28 protein-coding genes are annotated in these 25,560 nt (G+C 59.9%); 11 read left to right on the forward strand and 17 right to left on the reverse strand.

Annotated elements, in window-relative coordinates; translation table 11 throughout:
• Window positions 1-33: 33 nt before the first annotated feature.
• Together INHI_RS0115870 and INHI_RS0115875 are read left to right on the forward strand one after the other, a co-directional pair.
• Window positions 34-1,116: a Hint domain-containing protein gene (locus INHI_RS0115870; RefSeq protein ID WP_254656895.1), complete on the forward strand. Its 1,083-nt coding sequence runs from the start codon at window positions 34-36 to the stop codon at window positions 1,114-1,116.
• 75 nt (window positions 1,117-1,191) lie between these two features.
• Window positions 1,192-2,247, forward strand: coding sequence for a transporter substrate-binding domain-containing protein (locus INHI_RS0115875; RefSeq protein WP_027248265.1), 1,056 nt, complete (start codon window positions 1,192-1,194; stop codon window positions 2,245-2,247).
• A 69-nt stretch (window positions 2,248-2,316) separates the two neighbouring features.
• On the opposite strand, the gene INHI_RS0115880 is transcribed toward INHI_RS0115875, so the two are convergent.
• The 3 genes from INHI_RS0115880 to INHI_RS0115890 form a co-directional block, all read right to left on the reverse strand.
• A complete protein-coding gene (locus tag INHI_RS0115880; RefSeq protein ID WP_014881620.1) occupies window positions 2,317-2,664 on the reverse strand; it encodes a DUF8846 family protein in 348 nt (115 codons plus the stop codon).
• 72 nt (window positions 2,665-2,736) lie between these two features.
• On the reverse strand, window positions 2,737-3,438 hold the full coding sequence (gene hutC, locus INHI_RS0115885; RefSeq protein WP_027248266.1) for a histidine utilization transcriptional repressor HutC: 702 nt from the start codon (window positions 3,436-3,438) through the stop codon (window positions 2,737-2,739).
• Between the two features lie 70 nt (window positions 3,439-3,508).
• Entirely contained in the window at window positions 3,509-4,876 is a 1,368-nt protein-coding gene (locus INHI_RS0115890) for a formimidoylglutamate deiminase (protein WP_027248267.1), read from the reverse strand.
• 75 nt (window positions 4,877-4,951) lie between these two features.
• On the opposite strand from INHI_RS0115890, the gene hutI reads away from it, so the two are divergent.
• From hutI to hutU, 4 genes are read left to right on the forward strand one after another with little or no spacing between them, the layout of a single operon-like run.
• Window positions 4,952-6,166, forward strand: coding sequence for an imidazolonepropionase (hutI, locus tag INHI_RS0115895; RefSeq protein ID WP_027248268.1), 1,215 nt, complete (start codon window positions 4,952-4,954; stop codon window positions 6,164-6,166).
• Window positions 6,163-7,686 (forward strand): histidine ammonia-lyase, encoded by a 1,524-nt coding sequence (gene hutH / locus INHI_RS0115900; RefSeq protein ID WP_027248269.1) that lies wholly within the window; start codon window positions 6,163-6,165, stop codon window positions 7,684-7,686. The genes hutI and hutH overlap by 4 nt, the downstream gene beginning before the upstream one ends.
• The gene (gene hutG, locus INHI_RS0115905) at window positions 7,683-8,468 is read left to right on the forward strand and encodes an N-formylglutamate deformylase (protein ID WP_027248270.1); all 786 of its coding nucleotides are present in this window, start codon (window positions 7,683-7,685) and stop codon (window positions 8,466-8,468) included. The genes hutH and hutG overlap by 4 nt, the downstream gene beginning before the upstream one ends.
• Window positions 8,465-10,144 carry a urocanate hydratase gene (gene hutU / locus INHI_RS0115910; RefSeq protein ID WP_027248271.1) on the forward strand — a complete coding sequence of 560 codons (1,680 nt, stop codon included), beginning with the start codon at window positions 8,465-8,467 and terminating at the stop codon, window positions 10,142-10,144. The genes hutG and hutU overlap by 4 nt, the downstream gene beginning before the upstream one ends.
• A 189-nt stretch (window positions 10,145-10,333) precedes the next feature.
• On the opposite strand, the gene dapD is transcribed toward hutU, so the two are convergent.
• The 3 genes from dapD to INHI_RS0115925 form a co-directional block, all read right to left on the reverse strand.
• Window positions 10,334-11,161, reverse strand: coding sequence for a 2,3,4,5-tetrahydropyridine-2,6-dicarboxylate N-succinyltransferase (gene dapD, locus INHI_RS0115915; RefSeq protein ID WP_027248272.1), 828 nt, complete (start codon window positions 11,159-11,161; stop codon window positions 10,334-10,336).
• 124 nt (window positions 11,162-11,285) lie between these two features.
• Window positions 11,286-11,891, reverse strand: a complete 606-nt coding sequence (locus tag INHI_RS0115920; protein WP_014876509.1) for a GntR family transcriptional regulator — start codon at window positions 11,889-11,891, stop codon at window positions 11,286-11,288.
• A 48-nt stretch (window positions 11,892-11,939) separates the two neighbouring features.
• Window positions 11,940-12,884, reverse strand: coding sequence for a threonine/serine dehydratase (locus INHI_RS0115925; RefSeq protein WP_027248273.1), 945 nt, complete (start codon window positions 12,882-12,884; stop codon window positions 11,940-11,942).
• Window positions 12,885-13,076: 192 nt separating this feature from the next.
• Here INHI_RS0115925 and INHI_RS0115930 point away from each other — a divergent pair, with 192 nt between their 5' ends.
• Window positions 13,077-13,925, forward strand: a complete 849-nt coding sequence (locus INHI_RS0115930) for an LOG family protein (protein ID WP_014881611.1) — start codon at window positions 13,077-13,079, stop codon at window positions 13,923-13,925.
• Between the two features lie 64 nt (window positions 13,926-13,989).
• On the opposite strand, the gene INHI_RS0115935 is transcribed toward INHI_RS0115930, so the two are convergent.
• Complete coding sequence (locus tag INHI_RS0115935) at window positions 13,990-14,199, reverse strand: hypothetical protein (RefSeq protein ID WP_027248274.1); 210 nt, start codon at window positions 14,197-14,199, stop codon at window positions 13,990-13,992.
• A 159-nt stretch (window positions 14,200-14,358) separates the two neighbouring features.
• Window positions 14,359-14,661, reverse strand: a complete 303-nt coding sequence (locus INHI_RS21145) for a hypothetical protein (RefSeq protein ID WP_155805613.1) — start codon at window positions 14,659-14,661, stop codon at window positions 14,359-14,361.
• Here INHI_RS21145 and INHI_RS0115945 point away from each other — a divergent pair, their 5' ends adjacent.
• The gene (locus INHI_RS0115945) at window positions 14,662-15,903 is read left to right on the forward strand and encodes a matrixin family metalloprotease (protein WP_027248275.1); all 1,242 of its coding nucleotides are present in this window, start codon (window positions 14,662-14,664) and stop codon (window positions 15,901-15,903) included.
• A gap of 30 nt (window positions 15,904-15,933) precedes the next feature.
• On the opposite strand, the gene rlmN is transcribed toward INHI_RS0115945, so the two are convergent.
• The 4 genes from rlmN to INHI_RS0115960 all read right to left on the reverse strand — a co-directional run bounded on the left by rlmN (window position 15,934) and on the right by INHI_RS0115960 (window position 18,259).
• Window positions 15,934-17,118, reverse strand: a complete 1,185-nt coding sequence (rlmN, locus tag INHI_RS0115950) for a dual-specificity RNA methyltransferase RlmN (RefSeq protein WP_014881608.1) — start codon at window positions 17,116-17,118, stop codon at window positions 15,934-15,936.
• A 95-nt stretch (window positions 17,119-17,213) separates the two neighbouring features.
• The gene (locus INHI_RS21340) at window positions 17,214-17,489 is read right to left on the reverse strand and encodes a lysozyme inhibitor LprI family protein (RefSeq protein ID WP_302621425.1); all 276 of its coding nucleotides are present in this window, start codon (window positions 17,487-17,489) and stop codon (window positions 17,214-17,216) included.
• The gene (locus INHI_RS21390) at window positions 17,490-17,624 is read right to left on the reverse strand and encodes a hypothetical protein (RefSeq protein ID WP_275937404.1); all 135 of its coding nucleotides are present in this window, start codon (window positions 17,622-17,624) and stop codon (window positions 17,490-17,492) included.
• Between the two features lie 104 nt (window positions 17,625-17,728).
• Complete coding sequence (locus tag INHI_RS0115960; protein ID WP_027248276.1) at window positions 17,729-18,259, reverse strand: invasion associated locus B family protein; 531 nt, start codon at window positions 18,257-18,259, stop codon at window positions 17,729-17,731.
• Between the two features lie 173 nt (window positions 18,260-18,432).
• On the opposite strand from INHI_RS0115960, the gene INHI_RS0115965 reads away from it, so the two are divergent.
• Window positions 18,433-19,431, forward strand: a complete 999-nt coding sequence (locus tag INHI_RS0115965) for an asparaginase (RefSeq protein WP_027248277.1) — start codon at window positions 18,433-18,435, stop codon at window positions 19,429-19,431.
• A gap of 61 nt (window positions 19,432-19,492) precedes the next feature.
• Here INHI_RS0115965 and INHI_RS0115970 read toward each other — a convergent pair whose 3' ends face one another.
• The 5 genes from INHI_RS0115970 to serB form a co-directional block, all read right to left on the reverse strand.
• A complete protein-coding gene (locus tag INHI_RS0115970; RefSeq protein WP_014881605.1) occupies window positions 19,493-19,807 on the reverse strand; it encodes a YciI family protein in 315 nt (104 codons plus the stop codon).
• Between the two features lie 64 nt (window positions 19,808-19,871).
• Window positions 19,872-20,300, reverse strand: a complete 429-nt coding sequence (locus INHI_RS0115975; RefSeq protein WP_014876499.1) for an SRPBCC family protein — start codon at window positions 20,298-20,300, stop codon at window positions 19,872-19,874.
• Window positions 20,297-20,617 carry an ArsR/SmtB family transcription factor gene (locus INHI_RS0115980; RefSeq protein WP_014876498.1) on the reverse strand — a complete coding sequence of 107 codons (321 nt, stop codon included), beginning with the start codon at window positions 20,615-20,617 and terminating at the stop codon, window positions 20,297-20,299. Before INHI_RS0115980 ends, INHI_RS0115975 begins: the two co-directional genes overlap by 4 nt.
• A gap of 98 nt (window positions 20,618-20,715) precedes the next feature.
• A complete protein-coding gene (locus INHI_RS0115985; RefSeq protein WP_014876497.1) occupies window positions 20,716-21,474 on the reverse strand; it encodes a TSUP family transporter in 759 nt (252 codons plus the stop codon).
• A gap of 4 nt (window positions 21,475-21,478) precedes the next feature.
• Window positions 21,479-22,354 carry a phosphoserine phosphatase SerB gene (serB, locus tag INHI_RS0115990; protein WP_027248278.1) on the reverse strand — a complete coding sequence of 292 codons (876 nt, stop codon included), beginning with the start codon at window positions 22,352-22,354 and terminating at the stop codon, window positions 21,479-21,481.
• A gap of 291 nt (window positions 22,355-22,645) precedes the next feature.
• Here serB and INHI_RS0115995 point away from each other — a divergent pair, with 291 nt between their 5' ends.
• Together INHI_RS0115995 and serA are read left to right on the forward strand one after the other, a co-directional pair.
• A complete protein-coding gene (locus tag INHI_RS0115995) occupies window positions 22,646-23,800 on the forward strand; it encodes a phosphoserine transaminase (RefSeq protein WP_027248279.1) in 1,155 nt (384 codons plus the stop codon).
• Window positions 23,801-23,916: 116 nt separating this feature from the next.
• On the forward strand, window positions 23,917-25,512 hold the full coding sequence (gene serA / locus INHI_RS0116000; protein ID WP_014881602.1) for a phosphoglycerate dehydrogenase: 1,596 nt from the start codon (window positions 23,917-23,919) through the stop codon (window positions 25,510-25,512).
• Window positions 25,513-25,560 lie beyond the last annotated feature (48 nt).

Raw genomic sequence — 25,560 nt, forward strand, 5'->3', positions numbered from 1 at the left:
GCGGCACATAGCATCGACCGGAAGGGGATCGCCTTGGCGACGCCCCAAAACAGCCGCTGTCCCGGTGGCCCCGACAACGCCTTGATGACAAGGGGTAGCCTCTGTCTGGATCTGTCTCTGGATGAGGCGCGCCCAAGCGGTGATCTGCTGCTGCTGGAGCGAACAATAGAGGATCCGGAGGGCTGGCCCCTCCTGCTGCGTGTGAAGCGAAATCTGGGCCGTGGCATCACGCTGACCCTTTGCCAACCGGGCTGCGAACTGGAGCACCGGATCATTGCCGACACCGCTCTTAGCACCGAAAGCGATGCAGCGCGGCTGGTCTATTCCTGGGACAGCCTGTTGCGCTGGGGGCGGTTGGCGCTGATGACCGGTTCGGGCGGAAACATCGCGACCGTGGACATTTCATCGCCTCCACCATTGCGGGTGCGGGACGCAAAAACACTGCTGTCGCTGCTGCCAGCCACGGCGGAGGTCTGCGGACTGCGGGCCGTTTCGCTGAACTCTGACATTGTGCCGTTAACGCCGCTTGCCGGGCTGATACCAGAGACAAAGATTGCCACCCCCGATGGAGAGACATCGCTGGGACAGCTGCGACGCGGAGATCTGGTGCTGACACCCGAGGGCGATGCTGTGCCTGTTCTGCATCGCATCGACCGCCGCGTCCCAGCCATCGGTCACGATGCCCCCATGCGTCTGCGGGCGCCATTCTTTGGGCTGACAGAGGATCTTTTGCTGGCGCCACAACAGCGGCTGGTGATCTCCGGCACGGATGTGGATTACCTCTTTGGTCGCCCGGATGTTCGACTGACGGCGGAGATGCTTCAGGGAACTGCGGTGGCCGCACCAACGACGGTTGCGCTGCACGGCAGAACTGACAGTCCTTGCCCATTGATCGAACTGATCCAACTGATACTGCCACGTCATCAGCGCTTCATCGCAGCGGGCACGGCCGTCGAAAGCCTGTATTTGGGTCGCCTGCGAAGAAAGCGCAGCGCCTATGAGGCCAGCGCGCTGTCCCATCTGGATCGCAATACAATCCCCGAACATGCCTTGGATCCGGCCCCGTTGCTGCGCAGCTTTGATGCCGCAGTTTTGGCAGAACGGCGCATCGCCTGACCGCGACACTTGCCTGAGGCTTTGGGACATTCTAAGGACAAAACGAATGATGTCTCATGGGGTTCTATCGTTCCGTTGCGCCGTTTTTTTGCTCCTTTTGTTCTGATCTACCTGTTGTGGGGGCTCGCGGCGACTGCCGAAACCCTGACCGTCAGCACCGTAACGCGACCTCCATTTTCGATGATGGAAGGGGACCGTGAGACCGGGTTCTCTATTGATCTGGTGCGTAGCCTGACCGACCGGTTGGGTTGGGATTATCAGCTCGTCCGCACCGATACCTTTGGCGAAATGCTGGAAATGGTGCGCACTGGCGAGGTGGATATGGCGGCGGCCAATATCTCCATCACGGCAGCGCGCGAAACCGATATGGATTTCAGCCACCCAATTTTCGAAAGCGGTCTGCGGATCATGGTGGCGGCGGCTGACGTACGTGCCCCGTCACTGATCCGGGTGCTGTTCTCCGCCGATCTGATGATTGCCATCGCCATTGCGGTCGTCTTGCTGATGGGCGGTGGCATGCTGATGTGGGGGCTGGAGCGGCGCGCACAGCCCTATTTCGACCGGCCCCTGAAAGAGGCCTGGTTCCCGTCATTCTGGTGGGCCCTGAACCTGGTCGTCAACGGCGGGTTTGAGGAGCGGGTACCGCGCACCCCGATTGGGCGGATCTTTGGCGTGATTCTCGTTGTTTCCTCACTATTCGTGGTGTCCCTCTTCGTGGCTAAGATCACCGCCGTCATGACGGTTGAGGCGATCAGCGGGTCCATCAATTCTGTCAACGATCTCTACGACAAGGACGTCGGCACCCTCGCGGAGTCCACAGCCGCGCGCTTCCTTGAGCGGCGCGACATCAGCTATCGCGGGTTCTCGGATCTGGCCTCACTGCTGCACGATTTCGAAACCGGCAACACACGGGTCGTGGTGTTCGATGCGCCCGTTCTGGATCACTATATGGAAGACAACGGTCGCCTGCATGGACGTGCGGTCGGCCAGGTGTTCCTGCGCGAGGACTATGGCCTGTTGTTGCCGGACGGCTCGCCGCATCTGGAAGAGATCAACCGCGCCCTGCTGGCCCTGCGCGAAAACGGGGAATATGGCGACATTTATCGCAAGTGGTTCGGCAAGGCGCCCTGACCAAATCTGACCAAGGTGGTCTGGTCCACGACCCCACTATAGCCACTGACGCCAGAGACACGCCCGCCGTCAGTGCAGGGTTGCAGGCCCATCCTCGAAAAACGGCGTCATCTGCGCGACGATCACCGAATTCTCGTCCAGCGCACGCTGCATAAGCTCGCGCTCCTCGTCCGAGATGTCTTGATCCTCGGCCTCACGCTCAGCCAAAGTCCCATAGCCGGTGACATCAAGTGGCGCGGTGTCGGCCTGCTTCAGGATTGCAACGGTTTCACGCACGGCCTCAGCCTCATCAACGCCAGAAGCGTAGATCATTAGGGCCGCACCAGTTGCCCCTTCGGGAAGGCCATCGCCTTCCTTGCGCCCGATCTGCACCACGAGCGTGTAGACCTGCTGACGGGAGATTTTCTTTTTTTCCATGCGCTCGCCATATCCCCGTGACGGGGGCTTGGTCAATACAAGCCAACCGGCTAAGCGCAGCAACGCGCCCGTTCAGTAGCGGCTGCGCATCTGATAGCCCGGATGAAAACTCATCCTGACAAAGGTCACCGGCTGCGCCTGAAACCACGTCGTGCGTTCCATCTGAAACAACGGCGCAGCAATCGGGCAAGCAAGGTATTCGGCAAGCGCCGCATCAGCAGCGATCGCCCCGAAGCTGAGTTCCGCCGTCGAAAACGGCACCTCGGCCAATAGCCATTCATTGGGCCCGACCGTACTGAAATCGGCCTCTGCAACGCTGGGTACTGCTGCAATGTTGATCCAGCGATCTTCGAACTGAAACGGTTGATTGTCTCCATAGTGCATCGCACGGATATGTAGCACAGGAGTGTCCGCAGCCAGCTGAAGCTGCGAGGCCAGCCATCCCGGAGCCGAGATCTCCTCCCGATGCACCAGCGCATAGCGGTAGATGGCGTTGCGATCCTCAACCAACTGGCGGGTCAGGGTGATCTCGAGCTTGGCTTGTTTCACGGGTAACACTGCCACCCGTGTGCCGCTTTTGCGTTTGCGGTCGATGATGCCGCGGTCAGCCAACTCTCGCAGCGCACGATTTACTGTGGCGCGGGCGCAACCAAATTCTTCTGCAAGATCCTGTTCGGTTGGCAGAAGATCACCCTGCCCCCAGACCCGGTCCTGAATGCGTTTCAGCACCTCATCACGGACATCCTGAAAGCCGGTCTTTGTCCGTTCTGTCATGCGTCTGCCCCCGCTGGTATCCTGCTCAACCGCTGCCACAGGCCATCCTGTGCCGCAACCCCATGTGCCATCAAAGCGCGCTAAGAAGCGCAGCCACTGCAGAGTTATAGCGGGCGATAATCTGTTCGCGGTTCGCATGGCGTCCGCCGCTCACTACGTGGCGCCCCGCCGACCAGACATCGCGAACCACAGAATCGTCGGCAGCAAAACACAGCCCATCCAGAAACTGATCCGGGCGCAATGCGCAGAGTGTGACATCGGTGGTGTCAAAGGCCATCAGATCCGCCAGTGCCCCAACTGCAAGTCGGCCGGCGTCACGCCCCAGAGCCTGAGCACCCCCGCAAGCCGTACCAAGATAGAGGGTCGCGCCGACAGATCCTTCCTCCGGCACCATCACGTTGCGGGCGAGATCACGCAGCCGTTGCGAGTATTCCAGCAGCCGCAGTTCTTCGCTGAGGGAAATTCTGATATTTGAATCCGACCCCACACCGAAGCGACCGCCATTGTTCTGGAACAATACGCCATTAAACGGCCCGTCACCCAGATTTGCCTCGGTTATCGGACAGAGCCCAGCCACCGCCCCGCTGCGCGCCAGGTCATGGGTTTCCCTCTCCGTCATATGAGTCGCGTGGATGAGGCACCAATCCTTATCGACCGCGCAGTTGTTCAGCAACCACTGCACCGGTCGCTCTCCCAGCCATCCGCCGATATCTGCGACCTCCTGCGGCTGTTCAGCGATATGGATGTGAACCGGGCTTTCTGCACGCAAGGTGAGCACCTCGGCCAGTTCATCCGGCGCGGTCGCACGCAGTGAATGGGGCGCTATGCCAACCCGCGCATCCATCGGCAAAAGCTCACGCGCAGTGGTGCGACAGTCGGACAGAAGGTTTGCATAGCGCGTCACATCATTGCCGAACCGTTGCTGCCCACCGCCCAAAGGTGCCTGCCCCGCGCCGCCGTAAGTATACAGCACCGGCAGATGAGTCAGTCCGATTCCGGTCAAATCCGCAGCGGCAAACACGCGATGGCTCAACTCACCCAGCACCTCATAGGGCTGACCGCCCGGCTGATGATGCACATAGTGGAATTCCCCCACCGACGCATACCCTGCTTCCAGCATTTCCATGAAAACAAGCGCGGCAATCGCCTCATATTGCTCAGGCGTCAGGTGATCGACGAATTGATACATCAGCTTGCGCCAGGACCAGAAGCTGTCCCGCCCGGACACGCGGGTTTCGGTCATTCCTGCCATCGCCCGCTGAAAGCTATGAGAATGCAGGTTGGCCAGTGCCGGCACCAACGCCCCGACCCGATGATCCTGCGGCTGCACAGCCGCACCGGGCTCAAGCGTTGCGATCTTCCCTGCCTCAATCGTGAGCCGCAGATCGGTAACCCAGCCCTGAGGCATCCGCGCGTGTTGGGCAAAAATTGTCTGCATCAGATCCCCATATGTATAGACATAATATCATTAGATCCATACATTCCCCCTATCAAGCGTTTTTGCGAGGATGCCATGGGCGACACCGATTCCTATCTGATCTGTGATGCGACACTGGCAACGATGACTGGAAGTGATCCTGCCTACGGGTTGGTTCCTGACGGTTTGATTGTTGTACAAAACGGCTGGATCCGTTGGTGCGGGTCTGAGGCGCAGCTGCCCAAGGACTATTCAGATTGGCCGCGCGTCTCGATGGGGGGGCGTCTGGTCACACCCGGCCTGATCGACTGCCACACCCATATCGTCTTTGGCGGCAACCGGGCGATGGAGTTCGAGATGCGCCTGAATGGTGCATCATACGAAGACGTCGCACGTGCAGGAGGCGGCATCGTCTCGACCGTATCCGCAACCCGCACCGCATCGCTGGAGGATCTGGTGCAGGGCGCGCTGCCGCGGCTTGATGCGCTGATCGCTGAGGGCGCGACAGTGGTTGAGGTGAAATCCGGTTATGGGCTAGACCGCGAAACCGAGCTGAACATGCTTCGCGCCGCCCGGCGACTGGCAGTACTGCGTTCGGTGACGGTGAACACCACCTTCCTTGGCGCGCATGCCACGCCCGGCGAATACAAAGGCCGCGATGATGCCTATATAGACGAGGTCTGCATTCCCGCCTTACGTGCGGCCCATGCCGAAGGGCTGGTCGATGCGGTTGATGGCTTCTGCGAGAACATCGCCTTTGCGCCCGCGCAGATCGAACGGGTGTTCAAGGCGGCACGGGAGCTGGGTCTGCCAGTGAAACTACACGCCGAACAGTTGAGTCATCAGGGCGGTACCGCGCTGTCAGCACAATATGGTGCATTGTCAGTCGATCACGTGGAATACGCCACCGAAGACGACGCCAAGATGATGGCCGCTGCGGGTTCTGTTGCTGTGATCCTGCCGGGTGCGTTTTACACCATCCGCGAAACCCAGGCGCCGCCGATTGGGCATTTCCGCAGCCATGGCGTGCCGATGGCGCTGGCGACGGACTGCAATCCTGGCTCCTCGCCGCTGACCTCTTTGCTGCTGACCATGAACATGGGCTGCACCCTGTTCCGCATGACGCCGGAGGAGGCGCTGGCAGGCGTCACTTGCAACGCCGCCCGCGCGCTGGGGCTGACAGACCGCGGTCAGATTTCTGCCGGCATGCGCGCCGATCTGGCGGTCTGGGACGTGGAAACGCCCGGCGAGCTGGCCTACCGCATCGGCTTCAACCCGCTTTACACCCGTATCTATGAGGGCAACCAATGATCGAGATGATCCCCGGCACAGTGACCCTGTCCACGCTGGAAGATATCTACCGCAACCTGACCCCGGCCAAGCTGGCGTCTTCGGCCCGTGAACCGGTGGAAGCTGCGGCGCAGATGGTGGCAGATGCCGCTGCCGGACAAGAGGCGGTCTATGGCATTAACACCGGCTTCGGCAAACTGGCCTCGACCAAGATCGCACCGGAAGACACCGCCACCCTGCAGCGCAACCTGATCCTGTCGCATTGCTGCGGAGTAGGGGAGGCGCTGCCGGAGGACAAGACCCGGCTGATGATGACGCTGAAACTGCTGTCGATGGGGCGTGGTGCATCGGGTGTGCGCTGGCTGGTGATTGATCAGATCGAACAGATGCTGGCGCATGGCGTGGTACCGGTGATCCCGTCGCAAGGGTCCGTAGGCGCTTCGGGCGACCTGGCGCCGCTGGCGCATATGGCGGCGGCGATGATCGGGGCAGGGGAGGCCACGTATGACGGCACCCGCATGTCCAGTGCAGAAGCGCTGAAAAAGGCCGGATTAGAGCCTATTGTTCTGGGTCCCAAGGAAGGCCTGGGGCTGATCAACGGCACCCAGTTCTCGACTGCCTGCGCCTTGGCCGGGCTGTTTGACGCCTGGCGCATGGCTGAGGCCTCGATGACCATCGCATCGCTGACGACGGACGCCATCATGGGCTCCACCGCGCCGCTGATCGCCGATATCCACACCCTGCGCGGCCATGCCGGGCAGATCGACGTAGCACAGCAGATGCGGGAGATCATGGACGGTTCGGAAATCCGCGAAAGCCACCGCGAGGACGATACCCGGGTGCAGGATCCCTATTGCATCCGCTGCCAGCCGCAGGTGGTGGGTGCGGCGCTGGACGTGCTGCGGATGGCCGCTAAAACGCTGGAGATTGAGGCCAATGCCGTCACGGATAATCCGCTGGTGCTGGTGAACGAGGGACGCATTGTTTCGGGCGGCAACTTTCATGCGGAATACGTCGGCTTTGCCGCTGACCAGATCGCGCTGGCGGTGGCTGAGATCGGCGCCATCGCGCAGCGCCGGGTGGCGTTGATGGTCGACCCGACCCTAAGCCACGACCTGCCGCCGTTCCTGACGCCGGATCCGGGGCTGAACTCGGGCTTTATGATCGCGGAGGTGACAACTGCGGCACTGATGAGCGAGAACAAGCATCTGGCCAACCCCTGCGTGACCGACTCGACCCCGACCTCGGCGAACCAGGAGGACCACGTGTCTATGGCCGCCCATGGCGCGCTGCGGCTGGGACGGATGAACGCCAACCTGTCGGTGATCCTCGGCGTTGAAATGCTCTGTGCCGCGCAAGGGGTGGAGGCGCGCGCGCCGCTGCAGACCTCGGCGCGCCTGCAGGATGTATTGGCGATGCTGCGCAAAGACATCCCGGCGCTGGCCGAGGATCGCTATCTGGCACCGGACATCGAAGATGCAAGCGCCATGGTTCGCGCGGGCCGTGTTGCGGAAGCTGCCGGTGTGAAGGTGACGGCATGATTGAAGTGACCCAAGGCGTATCGCCGCTGGTGCTGGGGCTGCCCCATACCGGCACCGATGTGCCGCCGGACATCTGGGAGTGCCTGAACGAAGCGGGCAGGGCGCTGGCCGATACCGATTGGCATATCCATAATCTCTATGCAGAACTGGTGGAGGACATCACTACCGTTCGCACCCCCATCCATCGCTATGTGATCGACGTGAACCGCGACCCCACCGGAATCAGTCTCTATCCTGGGAAAAATACCACCACATTGGCGCCCCTGACCGACTTCGACGGGCTACCGATCTGGCGCGAAGGCATGGCGCCGGACAAGGCGGAAATCAGCCGCCGCCGCGACTTCTATCATGCGCCGTACCACGCGGCGCTGACGGCAGAACTGGAGCGGGTGAAGGCGATCCACGGCTTTGCCATCCTTTATGACTGCCATTCGATCCGCGGCGATATCCCGTTCCTGTTTGAGGGCCGTCTGCCGGATTTTAACACTGGCACCAATCTGGGCACCACCTGCGCGCCTGAAATCGAGGCGCTGACCGTGGCCCGTTGCGCGGCGGCAGAGGGCTATACCTCGACCCTCAACGGCCGTTTCAAGGGCGGTTGGACCACCCGCCATTACGGGCGGCCCGCGGAGGGATTGCATGCGATCCAGATGGAACTGGCGCAGGCCACCTACTGCCAGGAAAGCGCCCCCTGGACCTATCTGCCGGAGCGCGCGGACAACCTGCGCACCCATCTCACCAAAATTCTGACTGATCTCAAAAACTGGAGGCCCTCGGCATGAGCGATCCCCGCAAGAACACCCGCGACATCTTCCCGCCCACCGGTTCGGAAATCACCGCCAAGTCCTGGATGACCGAGGCGCCGATGCGGATGATGATGAACAACCTGCATCCCGATGTGGCCGAAAACCCGCATGAGCTGGTGGTCTACGGCGGCATCGGCCGCGCCGCGCGCACCTGGCAGGATTTCGACCTGATCGTCGAGACCCTGAAAAACCTAGAAGAAGACCAGACCCTGATGGTGCAGTCCGGCAAGCCGGTTGGCGTCTTTCAGACCCACAAGGACGCGCCGCGGGTGCTGATCGCCAACTCCAACTTGGTGCCGCATTGGGCCAATTGGGACCACTTCAACGAGCTCGATAAGAAGGGTCTGATGATGTACGGCCAGATGACGGCCGGTTCGTGGATCTATATCGGCACGCAGGGCATCGTGCAGGGCACCTATGAGACCTTTGCCGAGGCGGGCCGCCAGCATTACGGCGGCAGCCTCAAGGGCAAGTGGATCCTGACCGGCGGCCTTGGCGGCATGGGCGGCGCGCAGCCTTTGGCGGCTGTTTTTGCCGGGGCCAGCTGCCTGGCGGTGGAGTGCAATCCCGACAGCATCGATTTCCGCCTGCGCACCAAATACCTGGACGAAAAGGCCGAAACTCTGGACGAGGCGCTGCAGATGATCGAGCGCTGGACCAAGGCGGGCGAGGCGAAATCCGTGGGCCTTCTGGGCAATGCGGCTGAGATTTTCCCGGAGCTGGTGAAGCGCGCGGAAACAGGCGGCATCCGCCCCGATATCGTGACTGACCAGACCTCGGCGCATGATCCGGTCAACGGCTACTTGCCGCTGGGCTGGACCATGGGTGAATGGAAAGAGCGCCGTGAGAGCGACAAGAAAGCGGTTGAGAAAGCCGCCCGCGCCTCGATGAAGGTACAGGTTAAGGCGATGTGCGATTTCCATGCGATGGGCGTGCCCACGGTGGATTACGGCAACAACATCCGCCAGATGGCGCTGGAGGAGGGGCTGGAGAACGCGTTCGACTTCCCCGGCTTTGTGCCTGCCTATATCCGCCCGCTGTTCTGCCGCGGCATCGGTCCGTTCCGCTGGGCTGCACTTTCGGGCGACCCGGAAGATATCCGCAAGACCGACGCCAAGATGAAGGAACTGTTCCCCGAGAACGAAGGCCTGCACCGCTGGCTGGACATGGCGCAGGAGCGCATCGCATTCCAGGGTCTGCCCGCGCGGATCTGCTGGATCGGCCTCGGCGACCGTCATAAGGCGGGCCTTGCGTTCAACGAAATGGTCCGCACGGGTGAGCTGTCGGCGCCGGTGGTGATTGGCCGTGACCATCTGGATAGCGGCTCGGTGGCGTCGCCCAACCGCGAAACGGAGTCGATGCTGGATGGCTCGGACGCGGTGTCGGACTGGCCGCTTCTGAATGCGCTGCTGAACACCGCGTCGGGTGCCACCTGGGTGTCGCTGCATCATGGCGGCGGCGTTGGCATGGGCTTTTCGCAGCATTCCGGCGTGGTGATCTGCTGTGATGGCAGTGACGACGCCGAGCGCCGCATCGGGCGCGTTCTGTGGAACGATCCGGCAACCGGTGTGATGCGCCATGCGGATGCGGGATACGATATCGCCAAGGACTGCGCGCGCGAGCATGGGCTGAACCTGCCCGGCATCCTCTGAGGTCAAAAGGGGCGCTGCCCCTCGGCCTTCCGGCCTCACCCCGGAGTATTTAGAGAAACGTGACAAGGCCAAGCGTCTGTCATCTTTCCCGAAAATACTCTGGGGTCCGGGGCAAAGCCCCGGCTAATACAAAAAACGCGCCTCTAATATTCTAGAGAGCGCGTTTCTTTTGCAGACTGTGCCGCGCAATCAGTCGCGCAGCAGCTCGTTGATCCCGGTCTTGGAGCGGGTTCTTTCATCGACGCGCTTCACGATCACCGCACAATAGAGATTGATGCCGTTTTTCGACGGCATAGAGCCCGCAACAACAACCGAATAGGGCGGCACTTCGCCGTACATCACTTCGCCGGTTTCACGATCAACGATCTTGGTGGACTGACCGATAAAGACGCCCATGCCCAGAACCGACCCTTCCCGCACGATGCAGCCTTCGACCACCTCGGAGCGTGCCCCGATGAAGCAATTGTCCTCAATGATCGTGGGACCGGCCTGCATCGGCTCCAGCACGCCACCGATACCGACACCGCCGGACAGGTGCACGTTCTTGCCGATTTGGGCACAGGAGCCAACGGTCGCCCAGGTGTCAACCATGGTGCCCTCATCGACATGGGCCCCGAGATTGACGAAGGACGGCATCAGGACCACGCCCGGCGCGATATAGGCCGATTTGCGAACAACGCAGTTGGGGACGGCACGGAAACCCGCCGCTTTCCATTGGGTTTCACCCCAACCTTTGAACTTGCTGTCGACCTTGTCCCACCAGCCGGAGCCCTGCGGGCCGCCGGATTGCTCTTCCATATCCTTAATGCGGAAGCCCAGCAGCACGGCCTTCTTGGCCCATTGGTTGACATGCCAGTCGCCACTGTCCTGACGTTCGGCCACACGCAGCTTGCCGGAATCCAATGCGTTCAGGGTCTCTTCGATCGCATCGCGCTGCTCACCTGTGGTGGCGGATGTGATGGTGTCACGGGCCTCCCAAGCGGCCTCAATTGCGGTTTCCAGCTGGGCGTTGGACATCAGGGGTCTCTCCGGCGTGTGGTTGGTTTCGCTGCTACATACCCTCATTTTGCCATGGGGTCATGTGCGGATTGCGTCAATATTCCTCTCCGCAGCGGCCAATCGCGGTACCAGTTACTGGCACCTAGCGGACGCGACGCAAATGACGACGCAGAATATCGCAGGCAGTGGTCACATCGCGACGGCGCATGGCCTGCACGATCAGGGCATGGTCGGTGTCAACGCGCTGACTCCAGCGGTGCTTCCAGTTCGCAAAAAGATGCCGGGCGGAGGCAATATGCAGGTCATCAATTGTCGCCAGCAGGCGCGGCATGCCACAGGGCGACAGGATCACCCGATGAAAGGCCCGATTTTTTTGCTCCCAATCAGCCATATCGGTTGCAGCATCACAGGCCAGCCGGGCGGCATCCGCCGCCTCCAGCTCTGCCGACCCCAAATGGGCAAAGGCATTCTGCAACGCCAGCAATTCCAACGAGACACGCATTTCAATGACCTCGCGTATTTCCGATGGGTCCAGAGCGGTCACCCGCATTCCCCGACGCGGAATGGACTGGGCCAGTCCATGTGCCTCCAGTCGCAGGAGTGCTTCGCGGACCGGCACATGGCTGGCATTGAACTCACGCGCGATGTGATCCTGGCGCAGTTTCTCACCTGCTGGCAGCGCGCCTGTGACGATCCGTTCGCTCAATGCATGATAAATACGGTCAGAGATTGTGGCGCTGACGCTCATGATACGGCCCCGCAACATCGATGAGAGAACCAATTTCCAACGCAGCACTCACGAAGGTACATTCAGTGCCTCCAGCGGATCAGTGGCAATATTGCCACCACAGAGAAGCACAGCGACCCGCTCATCCGGGGCGGGTTGGTAGGCACCGCTGGTCAGCGCTGCCAAGGCAGTTGCACCTGCCGGCTCCACCAGAAGCCGACGCTCCTTCCACAGTTTGTTCTGCGCTGCGCTAATTGCCTCATCCGACACGGTGAGCGAGGTCACGGTATCAGATTGGCCCTGTGCCAGCTCATAGCAGAGGGTTCCGATTCGCCGAGCACCAAGCGCATTTGCAGCAACACCCGACACTTCGACATCAACAGGCCTGCCGACGGCAAGCGCGGCGTTCAGCGCCGAGCTGGTTTCGGGCTCCACTGCCACAATCTTCTTCGATCCACCATACCAGGCCATCGCGCCTGCGATGAGGCCGCCGCCGCCCACCGCGATCAAAAGGGTATCGGCCTCCAGACCCTGGGCATCCCATTCGGCAAAACAGGTTCCCTGACCAATCACCGTTGCAGCTGCGTCGTAGGCATGGACCTGCATGGCGCCAGTTTGCTGCTCATAGGCCTGCGCCTGCTCTAGCGCATTGGCATAGGCGCCCGGCACGACCTCCAGGTCGGCGCCGCAGGCCCGGATCAGCGCAATTTTCGCAGGGCCTGCCATCTCAGGCACATAGACGCGCGCGCGCACTCCAAGCCGCTTTGCCGCATAGGCAACCGCTGCGCCATGATTTCCACCCGAAGCCGCCACCAGCCCCGCATCCGGCACAGATCCGCCCAACAGGGTGTTGAAGGCACCCCGCGCCTTGAAGCTGCCGGTGTGCTGCATATGCTCCAGCTTCAGCGATATTGGGTAATCTAATCCAAAGCCGGTGGTTTCGAGTATCGGTGTGCGTTGAATATACGGGCGGATCCGCGTGTCAGCGGCCCTGATATCCTGTGTCCAATGCATATGCTGTCCCCTTTTGCCCTCGGCGCGCTGACCGTAATCCCTGTACCGGCGGGTGCAAGCCCTCGTTACACCTGACCGCGCTTCACCATGGATCACCTTCGTGTCGGCGCGCCATTCCGGGCTAGCGCCACGACAGCCAAAGCGGTAGAACTGGAACTCCGCTTTTTTCAAAAATAACACAGTAGGTTTGCAATGAATGATGATCGCCACAGCCGATTCCGGGATGCACATTCTGACAGGGATCGCGCCGAGCACGTGCCATCGACACCGCAGACCGAATCTCCCGCGTATCGTCTGGCGTTTGCAGATAAAGATTTTCTCTGTCGCGACGAGCTGCGCCCGGTGCGGTTGCAGCTGGAGCTGCTGAAGCCCCAGCTAATGCTGGATGAACATGGTATTGAAAGCACAATCGTCATGTTTGGCGGTGCGCGGATCCCTGCCCCCAAGGACAAGGATAAGGCGCGCACCAAGACATTGCGTGACCTGTCGCATTTCTACGATGAGGCTCGCAAATTTGCAAAGCTGATGACCGAAAAATCCATGACCACCGGTGGCAAGAATGATGTCATCGTCACCGGCGGTGGCCCGGGTGTGATGGAGGCGGGCAACCGTGGAGCGATTGATGCCGGGGGCGCCTCGGTTGGCCTCAATATCGTGCTGCCGCATGAGCAGGCGCCGAATGAATATGTGACGCCCGACCTGTGTTTCAACTTCCACTATTTTGCGATCCGGAAAATGCACTTCTTGATGCGCGCGCGCGCCATCACCGTGTTCCCAGGCGGCTTTGGCACCCTGGATGAGATGTTTGAAACCCTGACACTCATTCAGACCGGCCGGATGGAGCGTGTTCCATTCCTGCTTTTTGGCCGTGCCTTCTGGGAAAAGATCATCAATTGGGAGGCACTGGCGGATGCCGGTACCATTTCCGAGGAAGATCTTGATCTGTTCCGTTTTGTGGAAACCGCCGAGGAGGCGATCCACGTTATCGACAACTGGGAACCAGCGCCACCACGCGACAGCCTGCCCGGTCGCGACGAGTAATCATGTAACCTTCCCCGTCGCGCAGAAAAAGTGCGTGGCGGGGACCGCTAGATGCGCAAATGGATCAGGCAAATTCGGCTGGCAGGGCACCCAACGGTTTGCCATGCGGCAGGCGGGTCAGAATTTGCGCCCCTTCGATATCCTTGATCGCATAGCCGTAGCCACGCAGACGGAATTTCCATTCACGTTGGCTCAGCGCCTTGCCGCGTTCTTCACGCACCAGATCCAAAACGGTGGGCTCAATCGGCGTGGCGGCCGGTGTATGACGTGCCATGATCTCTTTCCCTTCCATTGACTGTCTACGATTTGGAAACTGTCCTGTCGAAATGGCAGAAATGTACCGCGATTGAGGAAATTTCTGGGCAGCAGCCAAAACCGCAAGTCACGGAGTTCAGAATCGCCGCCTGGCAACCGGAGATCGAAAGCCATCAAATCAGCATCCTAATCTTCCGTCATTAAGAGGATTGCTTTGAATATGATCTTCCGGCGCAGAAATGCCATTTTCTGGAATCTGATGGAAAAGCATCTGCCCAGACCCTCCAACATCCAGGTATTGCTTTGAATAAACTGCATTTTCAGAAAGGGATCGCAAAAAAAGCGACAGGAACAGATCAGTGCAGATTGCAACACTCAGATAGGTCGCGAGTCCCAAAACTGCGCAAAAAGTCCCAATCTTGGGCGTATCGGCGCCACATTCATTGACGAGGTTGATGGTAACCCAATGTGGAGTGGTCACATGCCAAGAGTCTCGGATTATTCAGCGCTGCTATACTATCTTGATGGTGACCATTTTCGCTGGAACGCCCCTGCCGAAATTGGGACCCAGGCAATCATCACATATAGCTTCACAGAGACCGGTAGCCTTGCAGACCCTGCAGTAAGCGACCCCTATGGCGCGACGGAATACTGGTCATTTGACGAGGATCAGCGCGACATCTTTCGCGAAGGACTTTCCCTCTACGAAGATATTTCGGGGGTCCGGTTTATCGAAGTCGAAGGCCGGGGCATGATCAATGCGTTTGGTACAACCGGCAGCAGTGCTGGTGGCTGGGCCAATATCGCGATGTCCGGAAATGGCTTCACTGGCCGAGGCGACCTGACCGTTGATACGGACGTCATGACAAAAGGCACCTATGGCTATGTCACGGTGTTGCATGAGATAGGTCATACTCTCGGACTGCAACACTCTCATGACGGCGGTCTGACACTAGATCGTCACGCAGACACACCCGAAAACACAGTGATGACCTACAATCATAGCCCTGCCTATGTGACCGAATTGGGCACCTTTGATATTCAGGCAATGCAACATCTCTACGGCAATTCCGATAGCTTCACCGGATGGGAAATACTGGGCGGCGGAAGCGACCCGATCATCATCCGCAGTACGAATGCTTCTGAAACGGTGATCGGAACCGATCAAAATACCACCATCAATGCCAAGGGCGGCCATGACCACGTTCAGGGCCGTGAAGCAGATGACACACTGCGCGGCGCGGATGGGCGCGATACGATGGTCGGTGGCTTGGGAGAGGACCGCCTATTTGGCGGTAATGGCGCCGACCTCCTGATTGGCGGCACCGGGGGCGACGCCTATTCCGGTGGTAGCGATGATGACGTCCTCTACGGCAATCGCGGGCATGACATGCTACACGGCGGATCCGGCAACGACCACCTGTTGGGTGGTATTGGCCGCGACACGCTGGTGGGCGGCGACGGCAGCGATACCCTGACCGGTGGTACTGGTGCGGATACCTTTGTTTTTGATCAGGCTGATGCCTTCGACACCAACCGGATTACCGATTTTGGTCGGGGCGCAGATGTGATCGACCTGTCGGGTCTTTGGCTTACCAGTCTGGACCAGCTGGACATCGCAAAAGACAGCGGCACCACCACCATCTCCTATTCCAATTGGTTTGAGCTGGAGCTGACCAATTATGCCGACCCCCTAACGGGATCGGATTTCATATTCAGTTGAGGCAGCCGGGGACCTGCCTGGAGGTCGAGGTCAGGGGTTGAGCCCCGCCTCGGCCTCAATCTGTTTACGGCTCTTGCGCGCACGCTCGGTTGCGGATTTCAACTGACCACAGGCCGCCAGAATGTCTTCACCACGCGGGGTACGGATAGGCGAGGCATAGCCGGCCTGATAGATGATGTTCGCGAACGCATGGATCCGGTTGTTCGACGACCGCGTATAAGGCGAGCCAGGCCATTCATTGAATGGGATGAGGTTCACTTTCGCCGGGATCCCCTTGATCAATTCGACCAGGCGATGGGCGTCTTCATCGCTATCGTTCACACCATTCAGCATCACATACTCGAAGGTGATCCGCTCCGAATTGGTCAGACGGGGATACGCTCGCAGAGCCTCCAGAAGTGCTTCGATATTCCAGCGTTTGTTGATTGGCACCAGCTTGTCGCGCACCTCATCCGTGGTGGCATGGAAGGACACCGCCAGAAGGCAGCCGATTTCTTCGGCCGTGCGGGCAATTTCCGGCACCACCCCCGAGGTCGAGAGAGTAATACGACGGCGTGACAGGCTGATCCCCTCAGGATCCATCGCAATCTTCATCGCATCGCGCACGTTTTCGAAGTTGTAGAGCGGCTCACCCATGCCCATCAGCACGATGTTCGACAGCAGACGCGTCTCGTCCTTGGGGGCTCCGGGTACGGGCCATTCGTCCAGATCGTCACGCGCCATCATGATCTGGCCGACGATTTCAGCGGCGGTCAGGTTGCGGACCAGCTTCTGCGTGCCGGTATGGCAGAAGGAACATGTCAGGGTGCACCCCACCTGGGAGGAAATGCAGAGCGTGCCGCGCCCTTCCTCCGGGATATAGACGACCTCAACCTCGTGACCGCCAGCAATGCGCACCAGATATTTGCGCGTCCCATCGGTCGAGACCTGCTTGCTCACGACCTCCGGGGTCGCAATCTCAAAATGCTCATCCAAGTCAGCGCGATAAGCTTTGGCGAGGTTTGTCATCTCGGCAAAGTCACGCTTGCCCCATTGATAAATCCACTGCCAGATCTGCCCCACCCGCATTTTGGCCTGCTTTTCCGGTGTTCCATGCGCGATCAGGGTCTCGCGCAGCTGGTCGCGGGTCAGGCCCACAAGATTGATCTTGCCGCCCTCTGGCAGTTTGCGGGGCAGGGTCAGGACGTCTTGGGTGATCGGCGCATTGGCGGTCATGGCAAAAAGACTCGGTCTGTTTGGGTGGATGCGGCTCTATATAGGATTCTCACCGAAGATCAAAAGGAATCCTGCAGATTGATCTTTTGCGCCCGCTATCCTGCGTGGTCCATCAGCGCCTCGACCCGATCCCGCGTCAGGGTGATGCGACAGGACAGAATGGCGATACCGGTACCGGAACCACCGCCGAAGGTCGCGCCGACAAAATCGCAATGAGCATCCCGAAACGCCTCCCAGGACTTTTGCGCTGTCTCCAACGCCGGGCTGGCACTTTGACGCCCTGTAATGCCGTCCAGATCGGCGGCCGCCTCTCGGGCATAATCGAGCGCTCGTGACAGTGCGGCGTTCGCGCGAGTCTGGTCACCATTCAGTCAGTCGCGCAGCTCAATCTGGGAACCGGTACCACTGCATTCCATCGCGGGATCCGCAAGAGCGGGCAGCGGCAGCGCAAGAAGGGCTGAAAGCATGTACGGCCGCATGATCTGAATGTCCTTTTTCTTTGTCATCGCTTCACCGAAATAAAGTTTTGTTTGCGCAAATACAAAACCCCGGACAAAAGCCGGGGTTTATAGGCGTTCAGTTGAAGCGCCAGAGCGATCTCCGGATGCCCTCAGTTACAGCGCTTTTCCGCGTCTTCGACCGCGGCGGTAAAGCCCAGGAGCGAGAACGTATCCTTGGTCTGCGTGCCGCGTGCGGACCGGGCGGTCAGAACTGCCTGCGCGCCGCGTTTCATTGCGGTGATGATCTTCGCGTCATCCGCAGCAGTCGCAGGCCAGGCCCATTCGCCTTCGGTGAACAGCTCAAATTCGGTGTCACCCACCGCAAGGTTCACAGTCGAACCCGGAGCAAAAGGATACCCGCCAGTAAAGGTCACCTGACCCTTGTCGCCCGTCTCCGGTCGGTAGAAGACAAACAACTGAATCTTGCCGCGACGCACCGCTTTGACCCGCCCGTCGCGGGTGTTCACGGTTTCCTTGGGCGCTGAGACTCCCCAGCATTCCTTGGGACTTTCGCCTTGGAACACGCTCCAGTCGACATTGCTCGCAACGCGATTGTCAGATTCTGCCTGCTGTGCGGATGCGCTGGTGGCCATTGCGGCCAGACACAGGCCCGCGATGCAGCGGACGAGTTTTGATGTCATTTGTCCCAACTCCAAGACTGTCTTTACCTCAAATAAGCCAGAGGACATGCGGCGTTGCCTCCGCCGTCTGGTCCCGATCCCCTCGCTTGTGTACTCATACACACTATCGTAACTATCGCCACGTGTGAAAGCCCGTTTTGGCGGGAAATTGCCAACAGGAAAGGCGTTTTGTGATGACCAACCCCGTACCAATGACCGAAGTATGGCGCGGTCCACTCCTAGAAAGCCTCCACTTAGGGCATGCCGTGGTCTGTAACGCCAAGGGCGAGATCGTGCGCAGCTGGGGCGATCCCGATGCGGTGATTTACCCTCGCAGCTCGGCCAAAATGATCCAGGCCTTGCCACTGATTACCTCGGGTGCTGCCGCAAAATACGGGCTGACATCTGAACAGCTGGCCCTGGCCTGCGCCTCCCACAATGGAGCCGAAATCCACACAAGCCGCGTTAACGCCTGGTTGGATCAGCTCTCCATGACCGATCATGATTTCCGCTGCGGCCCGCAGCTGCCCGACGATATTCCCGCGCGCAACGCGCTGATCAAAACAGACACCAGCCCCTGTCAGGTGCACAATAATTGCTCCGGCAAACACGCGGGTTTCTTGACCCTGTCACAGCATCTGGGCGCCGGACCCGAGTATGTCGAGATTGACCACCCGGTACAGCAGGCCTGCCGCAGCGCCTTTGAGCAGGTGACGGAAGAAGTCAGCCCCGGCTACGGTATCGACGGATGCTCGGCCCCGAATTTCGCAACCTCCGTAAAAGGTCTGGCCCGCGCGATGGCTTGGTTCGCCGCCGCGTCGGACCGCTCAGACCGCGATGCAGACGCCGCACAGCAGTTGGTCAGCGCGATGATGGCCCATCCCGAGCTGGTTGCAGGTGAAACCCGCGCCTGCACTAACCTGATGCGCGCGATGGGTGGCAAGGTAGCCATCAAAACCGGCGCCGAAGCCGTCTTCATAGCCATCCTGCCCGAACAGAAACTGGGTGTGGCGCTGAAAATCACCGACGGCGCCACCCGCGCCAGCGAATGCGCAATTGCAAGCATTCTGGTGGGGCTGGGCGTTCTGGATGCGGATCATCCAGCAACGCTAAAATACCGCAACGCCCCCCTGATCAATCGTCGCGGTATTGACTGTGGTTCAATCCGGCCATCCGCCGAAATGACATTCTGAACGTAAATCGCCCCGGCAGCCATATGGCGACCGGGGCGATGTTTAAGGCAGCAGCCTGTCATTACATTTCGATAATTTCGGCCACCTCAACCGAACCGTCGCCGCTGACAACCATCGGGCAACCATTTGCCATTTTGCAGGCGGCGTCGATGTCGACCGCCTCGACCACAGAATACCCGGAAAGCGGATTGGCCCCGCCATTGTCCTCGACCCCGGAATGCTGAACCGTCTTGGACATGCCAACGGGATTGCCGGGCACGACAAGCGCATCGCCCATTTCTCCCATCCAGCTTTTCCAAGCATCCATCACCTTCGCCCCCTCCTCAGGTGACTCAGGTGTCTTGCCGCCGTGATACGCAAAGATGAATTGTGGCATTGGGTACTCCTCTCCCGTTTGGGTCTTCGTTAAAAACACTCGCAGCCGCCTGTATCTGCCAAGATTACTGGATCTTGGACGCCAGTTTGCGCAGGGTTGATTCCCAGCCTTTCTGATGGCCTGCGGCCTGTTCGGAACTGTCCAGATTGCGATGGTCGATGACCAGGCGAGCCCCCGCATCGACAGCCTCAACGGTCAGGGTCACATGGCTTTCGTGACCCCGCGCGCCGGTCTCATCGTGCCATCCCCAGGTAAACCCGATCGATTGCGGCGGCCGCACATGGGTGACCACCCCGGACACATGGTAGCGATCCCCATCCGCATTGGTCATGACCGTGGACCACGGCCCCTCCTGATGGAAATTCAATGTATGTTCAGGCACGGTCATCCCCTCAGGCCCCCACCATTGCAGCAGTTTTTCGGTGTCGCTGATCCAGGCAAACAGGCGCTCCGGTGTGACTGGAAATTCGCGTTCCAATCGCAGATCTGTCATTCCATTTCCTCCTTTAGCGCCGCCTCCAGCCGGTCAAGGCTGCTTTGCCAGAACGATTGTCGAGATATCGTCCAATCCGCGATCAGCTTCAGCCCCTCCGGTCGCGCAGAATACAATCGGCGCGTCCCATCGGCGCGCTGAGCAACCAGCCCCGCCTCGCGCAGGACCTTGAGGTGCCGAGAGACTGCTGGCGCCGTGATGCCCGATCCCCGAACAAGATCCCCGGCGGGCAATTCGCCGTGTTCCATCAACTGTTCGACGATGGCCATGCGGGTGCCGTCAGACAGCGCGGAAAAGGATTTGAGCAGAGGTGTCATACCCTCACATTAACACAATCGTTAATTAATATATAGGTTAAATTGTGGACGACACGGCAACCGGACTGGCATTGACGCGGCTTCAGAACATCAGGGGATCACAGCATGTCCCATAAGAGACGCAACGCCAGCACAACCGATGTCAGCACCAGCAACGGCTTGATCATCCGCGCACCCTGTTTCTGCGCTATCCCGGCGCCTACGCGTGCGCCGACGATCTGCGCAGCGCCCATGGCCAATCCCACACCCCACCAAGGCGTCGCAACAAAAGCAAAGGCCAGCAGCGCCCCGGCGTTAGATGCAAAATTCAGCAGCTTTGTATGTGCGGTCGCCCGCAAAATGCCGAAACCGGCCAGCGACACGAAACCAAGCATGTAGAAACTACCGGCCCCCGGCCCCAGAAGACCATCATAGAGCCCGCAGAGCGGCACAATTGTGACTGCAAAAAGCGTGGGAGACAGGCGCCGTGTCCGGTCACTGTCATCCAGCCCCTTTTTGGTGGCAAAGAATACCGCGATCCCAATTAGCAGCAACGGCAGGATCCATCGGATCCACGTTGTCGGCAGAACGGATATCAACAGCGCGCCGCAGATTGAGGCAAGGCCCGCGATCAGGGCTGACCCGGCCTGCGCCCGCAGGTCAACATGACCGCCGCGGGAATAGCTGATCGCCGCGGTGGCGGCGCCAAACAACCCTTGAATCTTGTTGGTCGCCAAAGCGGTAATGGGATTGGCACCGGCCAGCAGCAATACAGGCACCGTGATCAGCCCTCCACCGCCCGCAACCGCATCAATAAACCCAGCCGCAAACCCTGCTGCCATCAACAGCAGCAGGAGATCAAACCCCACTTCGAACATAAAATCAGCCCTTGAAATCAGTCCGGGCATAGCCCTGGAGATAAAGCAGTGCCGTCAGGTCGCCGTGGTTGATACGGATATCACATTCTGCGGCCACAGATGGTTTGGCGTGCAAGGCAACCCCTGCTCCTGCCCGGCCCAACATGCCGAGATCATTGGCCCCGTCACCGACCGCCATGACATCCGCCTCGCTCAACCCGAGGCGGGCGGTGATCTGTTCCAGCGCCTCAACCTTGGCAGCGCGCCCCAGAATCGGCATACCAACCTCGCCAGTGAGCAACCCATCGGCGACCAGCAACGTATTGGCACGGTTCTCATCGAATCCCAGCTGCTCTGCCACCCGTGAGGTAAAGGCGGTGAACCCACCAGACACCAGCGCCGCGTAGGCCCCGTCAGCCTTCATCGTAGCCAGCAGCGCGGGCCCACCAGGCATCAAGGTGATGCGACGATCCAAAACCTGAGCAATCACTTCGACAGGCAGCCCTTTCAGCAGCGCCACGCGCTCCCGCAGGGCGCCGTCGAAATCCAGCTCACCATTCATGGCGCGGGCGGTGATGTCCTTCACGCGCGCACCGACGCCGGCCTCCTCAGCCAGCTCATCAATACACTCCTGTTGGATCATGGTGCTGTCCATATCGGCCAGCAGCATCTTCTTGCGACGCCCCTCCCTTGGCTGAACCACCAGATCAACGCCAAGCTCCTGCAGATCGGCCCAGACCTCCCATTGGTTGTCCGGCAACCGCTCCAAAGAGAACTCCGCAGCAATATCGGGTGCCAGCCACTGTGCGTCCCCACCAGCCCAGGCATTGCGCAGAGAGTCGACAAGCGCAGGCGCAAGGCAGGGGTTTTTCGGATTGCAAAGCAGGGTGGCAACAAACATCGGCAGGCTCCATTCGGGCGGGGTTGCGCCCGTCATACGCCCGCACGCCCACTATCGCCAAGCCCTCGAATCCACCCCGATGCCAGAACTGTGCTGCCAGCGTCGCACATCACGTCGGCCTGCCGCCCTAGGATACATCTGTTTCCGAAAGGCGTCACAACAGGTCGTGAATGATCCCAAAATGGCCGCTATCTGTCGTTTTCCCTGTTGCCGGGCCGGATTTCAGCCAGTAGCCCTATCTGTGGGACACCTCTCCCCAACGAGAGGCGCTTATCTGGAAGGATAGCAGTAATGGCTATTGAACAACCGGCAACGCGGCCGGGTAATCCGCGTTTTTCTTCTGGCCCCTGCGCCAAACCCCCCGCATTTGATCTGACCAAACTTGCAGGCGCGCCCTTGGGCCGCAGCCACCGTGCTGCCGTTGGCAAGGACAAGCTGCTCGCCGCAATTGAAGGCACGCGCGAAATCCTCGGCGTACCGGCGGATTACCGCATTGGCATCGTGCCTGCCTCGGACACCGGCGCTGTTGAGATGGCAATGTGGAACCTGCTGGGCGCGCGCGGCGCGGAGATGCTGGCCTGGGAAAGCTTTGGCGCGGGCTGGGTTACGGATGTTGTCAAACAGCTGAAACTGGACGCGGTTGTGAAGACCGCCGACTACGGTGAGCTGGTCGATCTGGCCTCTGTCGATTTCAACAATGACGTCGTTTTCACCTGGAACGGCACGACATCCGGCGTGCGTGTGCCCAACGGTGACTGGATTCCATCCGACCGTGATGGGCTGACCATCTGCGATGCGACCTCTGCTGCCTTCGCGCAGGATCTGCCGTGGGACAAACTGGATGTGACCACCTTCTCCTGGCAGAAAGTTCTGGGTGGTGAGGCCGCACATGGCATGATCATCCTGTCCCCGCGCGCGGTCGAACGGCTGGAAAGCTATACCCCAGCCTGGCCCCTGCCGAAGATCTTCCGCCTGACCAAAGGCGGCAAGCTGATCGACGGTATCTTCAAGGGGGCGACGATCAATACACCGTCCATGCTGGCGGTTGAGGATTACCTGCTGGCGCTGGACTGGGCGCGGTCTGTTGGTGGTCTGGACGGGTTGAAGGCGCGCGCGGACGCAAATGCCCAGGCGATCTTCAACTTTTGTGCCAACCGCCCCTGGATCGCCAATCTGGCAACGGATGTCGCGACACGGTCAAACACCTCAGTCTGCCTGAAGTTCACCGATCCCCGCATTCAGGACGGCGCTGTATTTGCCAAGGCAATCGCCAAGCGGCTGGAGGCGGAGAACATCGCTCTGGACATCGGCGCCTATCGCGACGCGCCGGCCGGCCTGCGCATCTGGTGCGGCGGCACGGTTGAAACCTCAGATATCGAGGCCATGCTGCCCTGGCTCGAATGGGCCTTTGAGGTCGAAATCGCAGCACAATCGGCAGCGGCCTGATCAAGACGCCGCCTGCCCGACCAACCAAATCGGGCAGGCACCATATACCCTGACGTCTAGCGCGGCGTCATTCCAGACATTCGGCCCAACCGGCCCCCGCATGAAGGACCTAACCCATGGCTCCCAAAGTTCTCATTTCCGACAAGCTGTCCGAAGCCGCTGTTCAGATTTTCCGTGATCGCGGTATCGACGTTGATTTCCAGCCCGACCTGGGTAAGGACAAGGACAAACTGGCCGCAATCATCGGCGACTACGACGGGCTTGCGATCCGTTCGGCCACCAAGGTGACGCAGAAGATTCTCGACAATGCCACCAACCTCAAGGTGATCGCCCGCGCCGGCATCGGCACCGATAATATCGACAAGGATGCTGCCTCGCAGAAGGGCGTGATCGTGATGAACACGCCTTTTGGCAATATGATCACCACCGCCGAGCATGCCATCGCCATGATGTTTGCTGTCGCGCGACAGATCCCTGAGGCCTCCGCCTCGACCCATGCCGGAAAATGGGAGAAATCCAAATTCATGGGGGTCGAACTGACCAACAAGACGCTGGGTGTGATCGGTGCCGGAAACATCGGTGGCATTGTCTGCGACCGTGCGCGTGGACTGAAGATGAAAGTCGTCGCCTATGACCCCTTCCTCAGCCAGGAAAAGGCCGACAAGATCGGCGTCGAGAAGGTCGAGCTGGATGAGCTGCTCGCGCGGGCAGATTTCATCACCCTGCATGTGCCTCTGACCGATCAGACACGGAACATCCTGTCCAAGGAGAACCTGGAAAAAACCAAGAAAGGCGTCCGTATCATCAATTGCGCCCGTGGTGGTCTGGTGGATGAGGCTGCTCTGGCAGAGCTGCTGACCTCCGGCCATGTTGCCGGTGCAGCCTTTGATGTCTTTTCCGAAGAACCGGCCAAAACTAATCCGCTCTTCGGCCTACCAAACGTAGTCTGTACCCCGCATCTGGGCGCCGCCACCAGTGAGGCACAGGAAAATGTCGCCCTGCAGGTCGCGGAACAGATGTCCAACTATCTGCTGGACGGTGCTGTCGAAAACGCGCTGAACATGCCTTCGATGACCGCTGAGGAAGCCCGTGTGATGGGTCCCTGGGTTGCACTCTCCGGCCACCTCGGCGGCTTTATCGGACAGATGACCGATGAACCCATTCAGGCGATCAATATCCTGTATGACGGTGTGGCCTCCGAGATGAACCTCGCCGCACTGAACTGCTCGGTTGTGGCAGGCATCATGAAGAAGCTGAACCCGGACGTGAATATGGTGTCCGCACCAGTGGTGGCCCGCGAACGCGGCATTCAGATCTCCACCACCAATCAGGATAAGTCCGGCACCTTTGACGGTTATATCAAGGTCACGGTGGTCACCAGCAAGCGCGAGCGTTCGGTGGCCGGAACCGTGTTCTCCGACGGCAAACCACGCTTCATCCAGATCAAGGGCATCAATATCGACGCCGAGGTTGGCGCGCATATGCTCTATACCACCAACGAAGATGTCCCCGGCATCATTGGTACACTGGGGCAGATCCTGGGCGACATGGGCGTCAATATCGCCAACTTTACCCTCGGTCGGTCCGAGGCTGGTGGGGAGGCCATCGCGCTTCTTTACGTTGATGAACCGGTGCCCGCAGCCGCCCGGGCAGCTTTGGCAGAAACCGAGTTCTTCAACCAGATCAAACCGCTGCAATTCGATGTCGGCTGAGTTCTAGTTCAGCTACGATTTGAACAGATGCGCCGCCCGGGTATAAGG

It is taken from the genome of Phaeobacter inhibens DSM 16374 (assembly GCF_000473105.1).
Classification (GTDB): domain Bacteria; phylum Pseudomonadota; class Alphaproteobacteria; order Rhodobacterales; family Rhodobacteraceae; genus Phaeobacter; species Phaeobacter inhibens.

Excerpts from the sequence above, each read along its gene's own strand:
- INHI_RS0115985 (WP_014876497.1), bottom strand. The coding sequence starts at position 21,474 with ATGTTCGAAGTGGGGTTTGATCTCCTGCTGCTGTTGATGGCAGCAGGG.
- INHI_RS0115960 (WP_027248276.1), bottom strand. The coding sequence starts at position 18,259 with ATGACATCAAAACTCGTCCGCTGCATCGCGGGCCTGTGTCTGGCCGCA.
- INHI_RS0115980 (WP_014876498.1), bottom strand. The coding sequence starts at position 20,617 with ATGACACCTCTGCTCAAATCCTTTTCCGCGCTGTCTGACGGCACCCGC.
- serB (WP_027248278.1), bottom strand. The coding sequence starts at position 22,354 with ATGTTTGTTGCCACCCTGCTTTGCAATCCGAAAAACCCCTGCCTTGCG.
- INHI_RS21390 (WP_275937404.1), bottom strand. The coding sequence starts at position 17,624 with ATGACAAAGAAAAAGGACATTCAGATCATGCGGCCGTACATGCTTTCA.
- rlmN (WP_014881608.1), bottom strand. The coding sequence starts at position 17,118 with ATGACCGCCAATGCGCCGATCACCCAAGACGTCCTGACCCTGCCCCGC.
- INHI_RS0115935 (WP_027248274.1), bottom strand. The coding sequence starts at position 14,199 with ATGGCACGTCATACACCGGCCGCCACGCCGATTGAGCCCACCGTTTTG.
- hutU (WP_027248271.1), top strand. The coding sequence starts at position 8,465 with ATGAGCGATCCCCGCAAGAACACCCGCGACATCTTCCCGCCCACCGGT.
- INHI_RS0115920 (WP_014876509.1), bottom strand. The coding sequence starts at position 11,891 with ATGAGCGTCAGCGCCACAATCTCTGACCGTATTTATCATGCATTGAGC.
- INHI_RS0115930 (WP_014881611.1), top strand. The coding sequence starts at position 13,077 with ATGAATGATGATCGCCACAGCCGATTCCGGGATGCACATTCTGACAGG.
- serA (WP_014881602.1), top strand. The coding sequence starts at position 23,917 with ATGGCTCCCAAAGTTCTCATTTCCGACAAGCTGTCCGAAGCCGCTGTT.
- INHI_RS0115945 (WP_027248275.1), top strand. The coding sequence starts at position 14,662 with ATGCCAAGAGTCTCGGATTATTCAGCGCTGCTATACTATCTTGATGGT.
- INHI_RS0115965 (WP_027248277.1), top strand. The coding sequence starts at position 18,433 with ATGACCAACCCCGTACCAATGACCGAAGTATGGCGCGGTCCACTCCTA.
- INHI_RS0115890 (WP_027248267.1), bottom strand. The coding sequence starts at position 4,876 with ATGCAGACAATTTTTGCCCAACACGCGCGGATGCCTCAGGGCTGGGTT.
- INHI_RS0115925 (WP_027248273.1), bottom strand. The coding sequence starts at position 12,884 with ATGCATTGGACACAGGATATCAGGGCCGCTGACACGCGGATCCGCCCG.
- hutG (WP_027248270.1), top strand. The coding sequence starts at position 7,683 with ATGATTGAAGTGACCCAAGGCGTATCGCCGCTGGTGCTGGGGCTGCCC.
- hutH (WP_027248269.1), top strand. The coding sequence starts at position 6,163 with ATGATCGAGATGATCCCCGGCACAGTGACCCTGTCCACGCTGGAAGAT.
- hutC (WP_027248266.1), bottom strand. The coding sequence starts at position 3,438 with ATGACAGAACGGACAAAGACCGGCTTTCAGGATGTCCGTGATGAGGTG.
- INHI_RS0115880 (WP_014881620.1), bottom strand. The coding sequence starts at position 2,664 with ATGGAAAAAAAGAAAATCTCCCGTCAGCAGGTCTACACGCTCGTGGTG.
- dapD (WP_027248272.1), bottom strand. The coding sequence starts at position 11,161 with ATGTCCAACGCCCAGCTGGAAACCGCAATTGAGGCCGCTTGGGAGGCC.
- INHI_RS0115995 (WP_027248279.1), top strand. The coding sequence starts at position 22,646 with ATGGCTATTGAACAACCGGCAACGCGGCCGGGTAATCCGCGTTTTTCT.
- hutI (WP_027248268.1), top strand. The coding sequence starts at position 4,952 with ATGGGCGACACCGATTCCTATCTGATCTGTGATGCGACACTGGCAACG.
- INHI_RS0115970 (WP_014881605.1), bottom strand. The coding sequence starts at position 19,807 with ATGCCACAATTCATCTTTGCGTATCACGGCGGCAAGACACCTGAGTCA.
- INHI_RS0115975 (WP_014876499.1), bottom strand. The coding sequence starts at position 20,300 with ATGACAGATCTGCGATTGGAACGCGAATTTCCAGTCACACCGGAGCGC.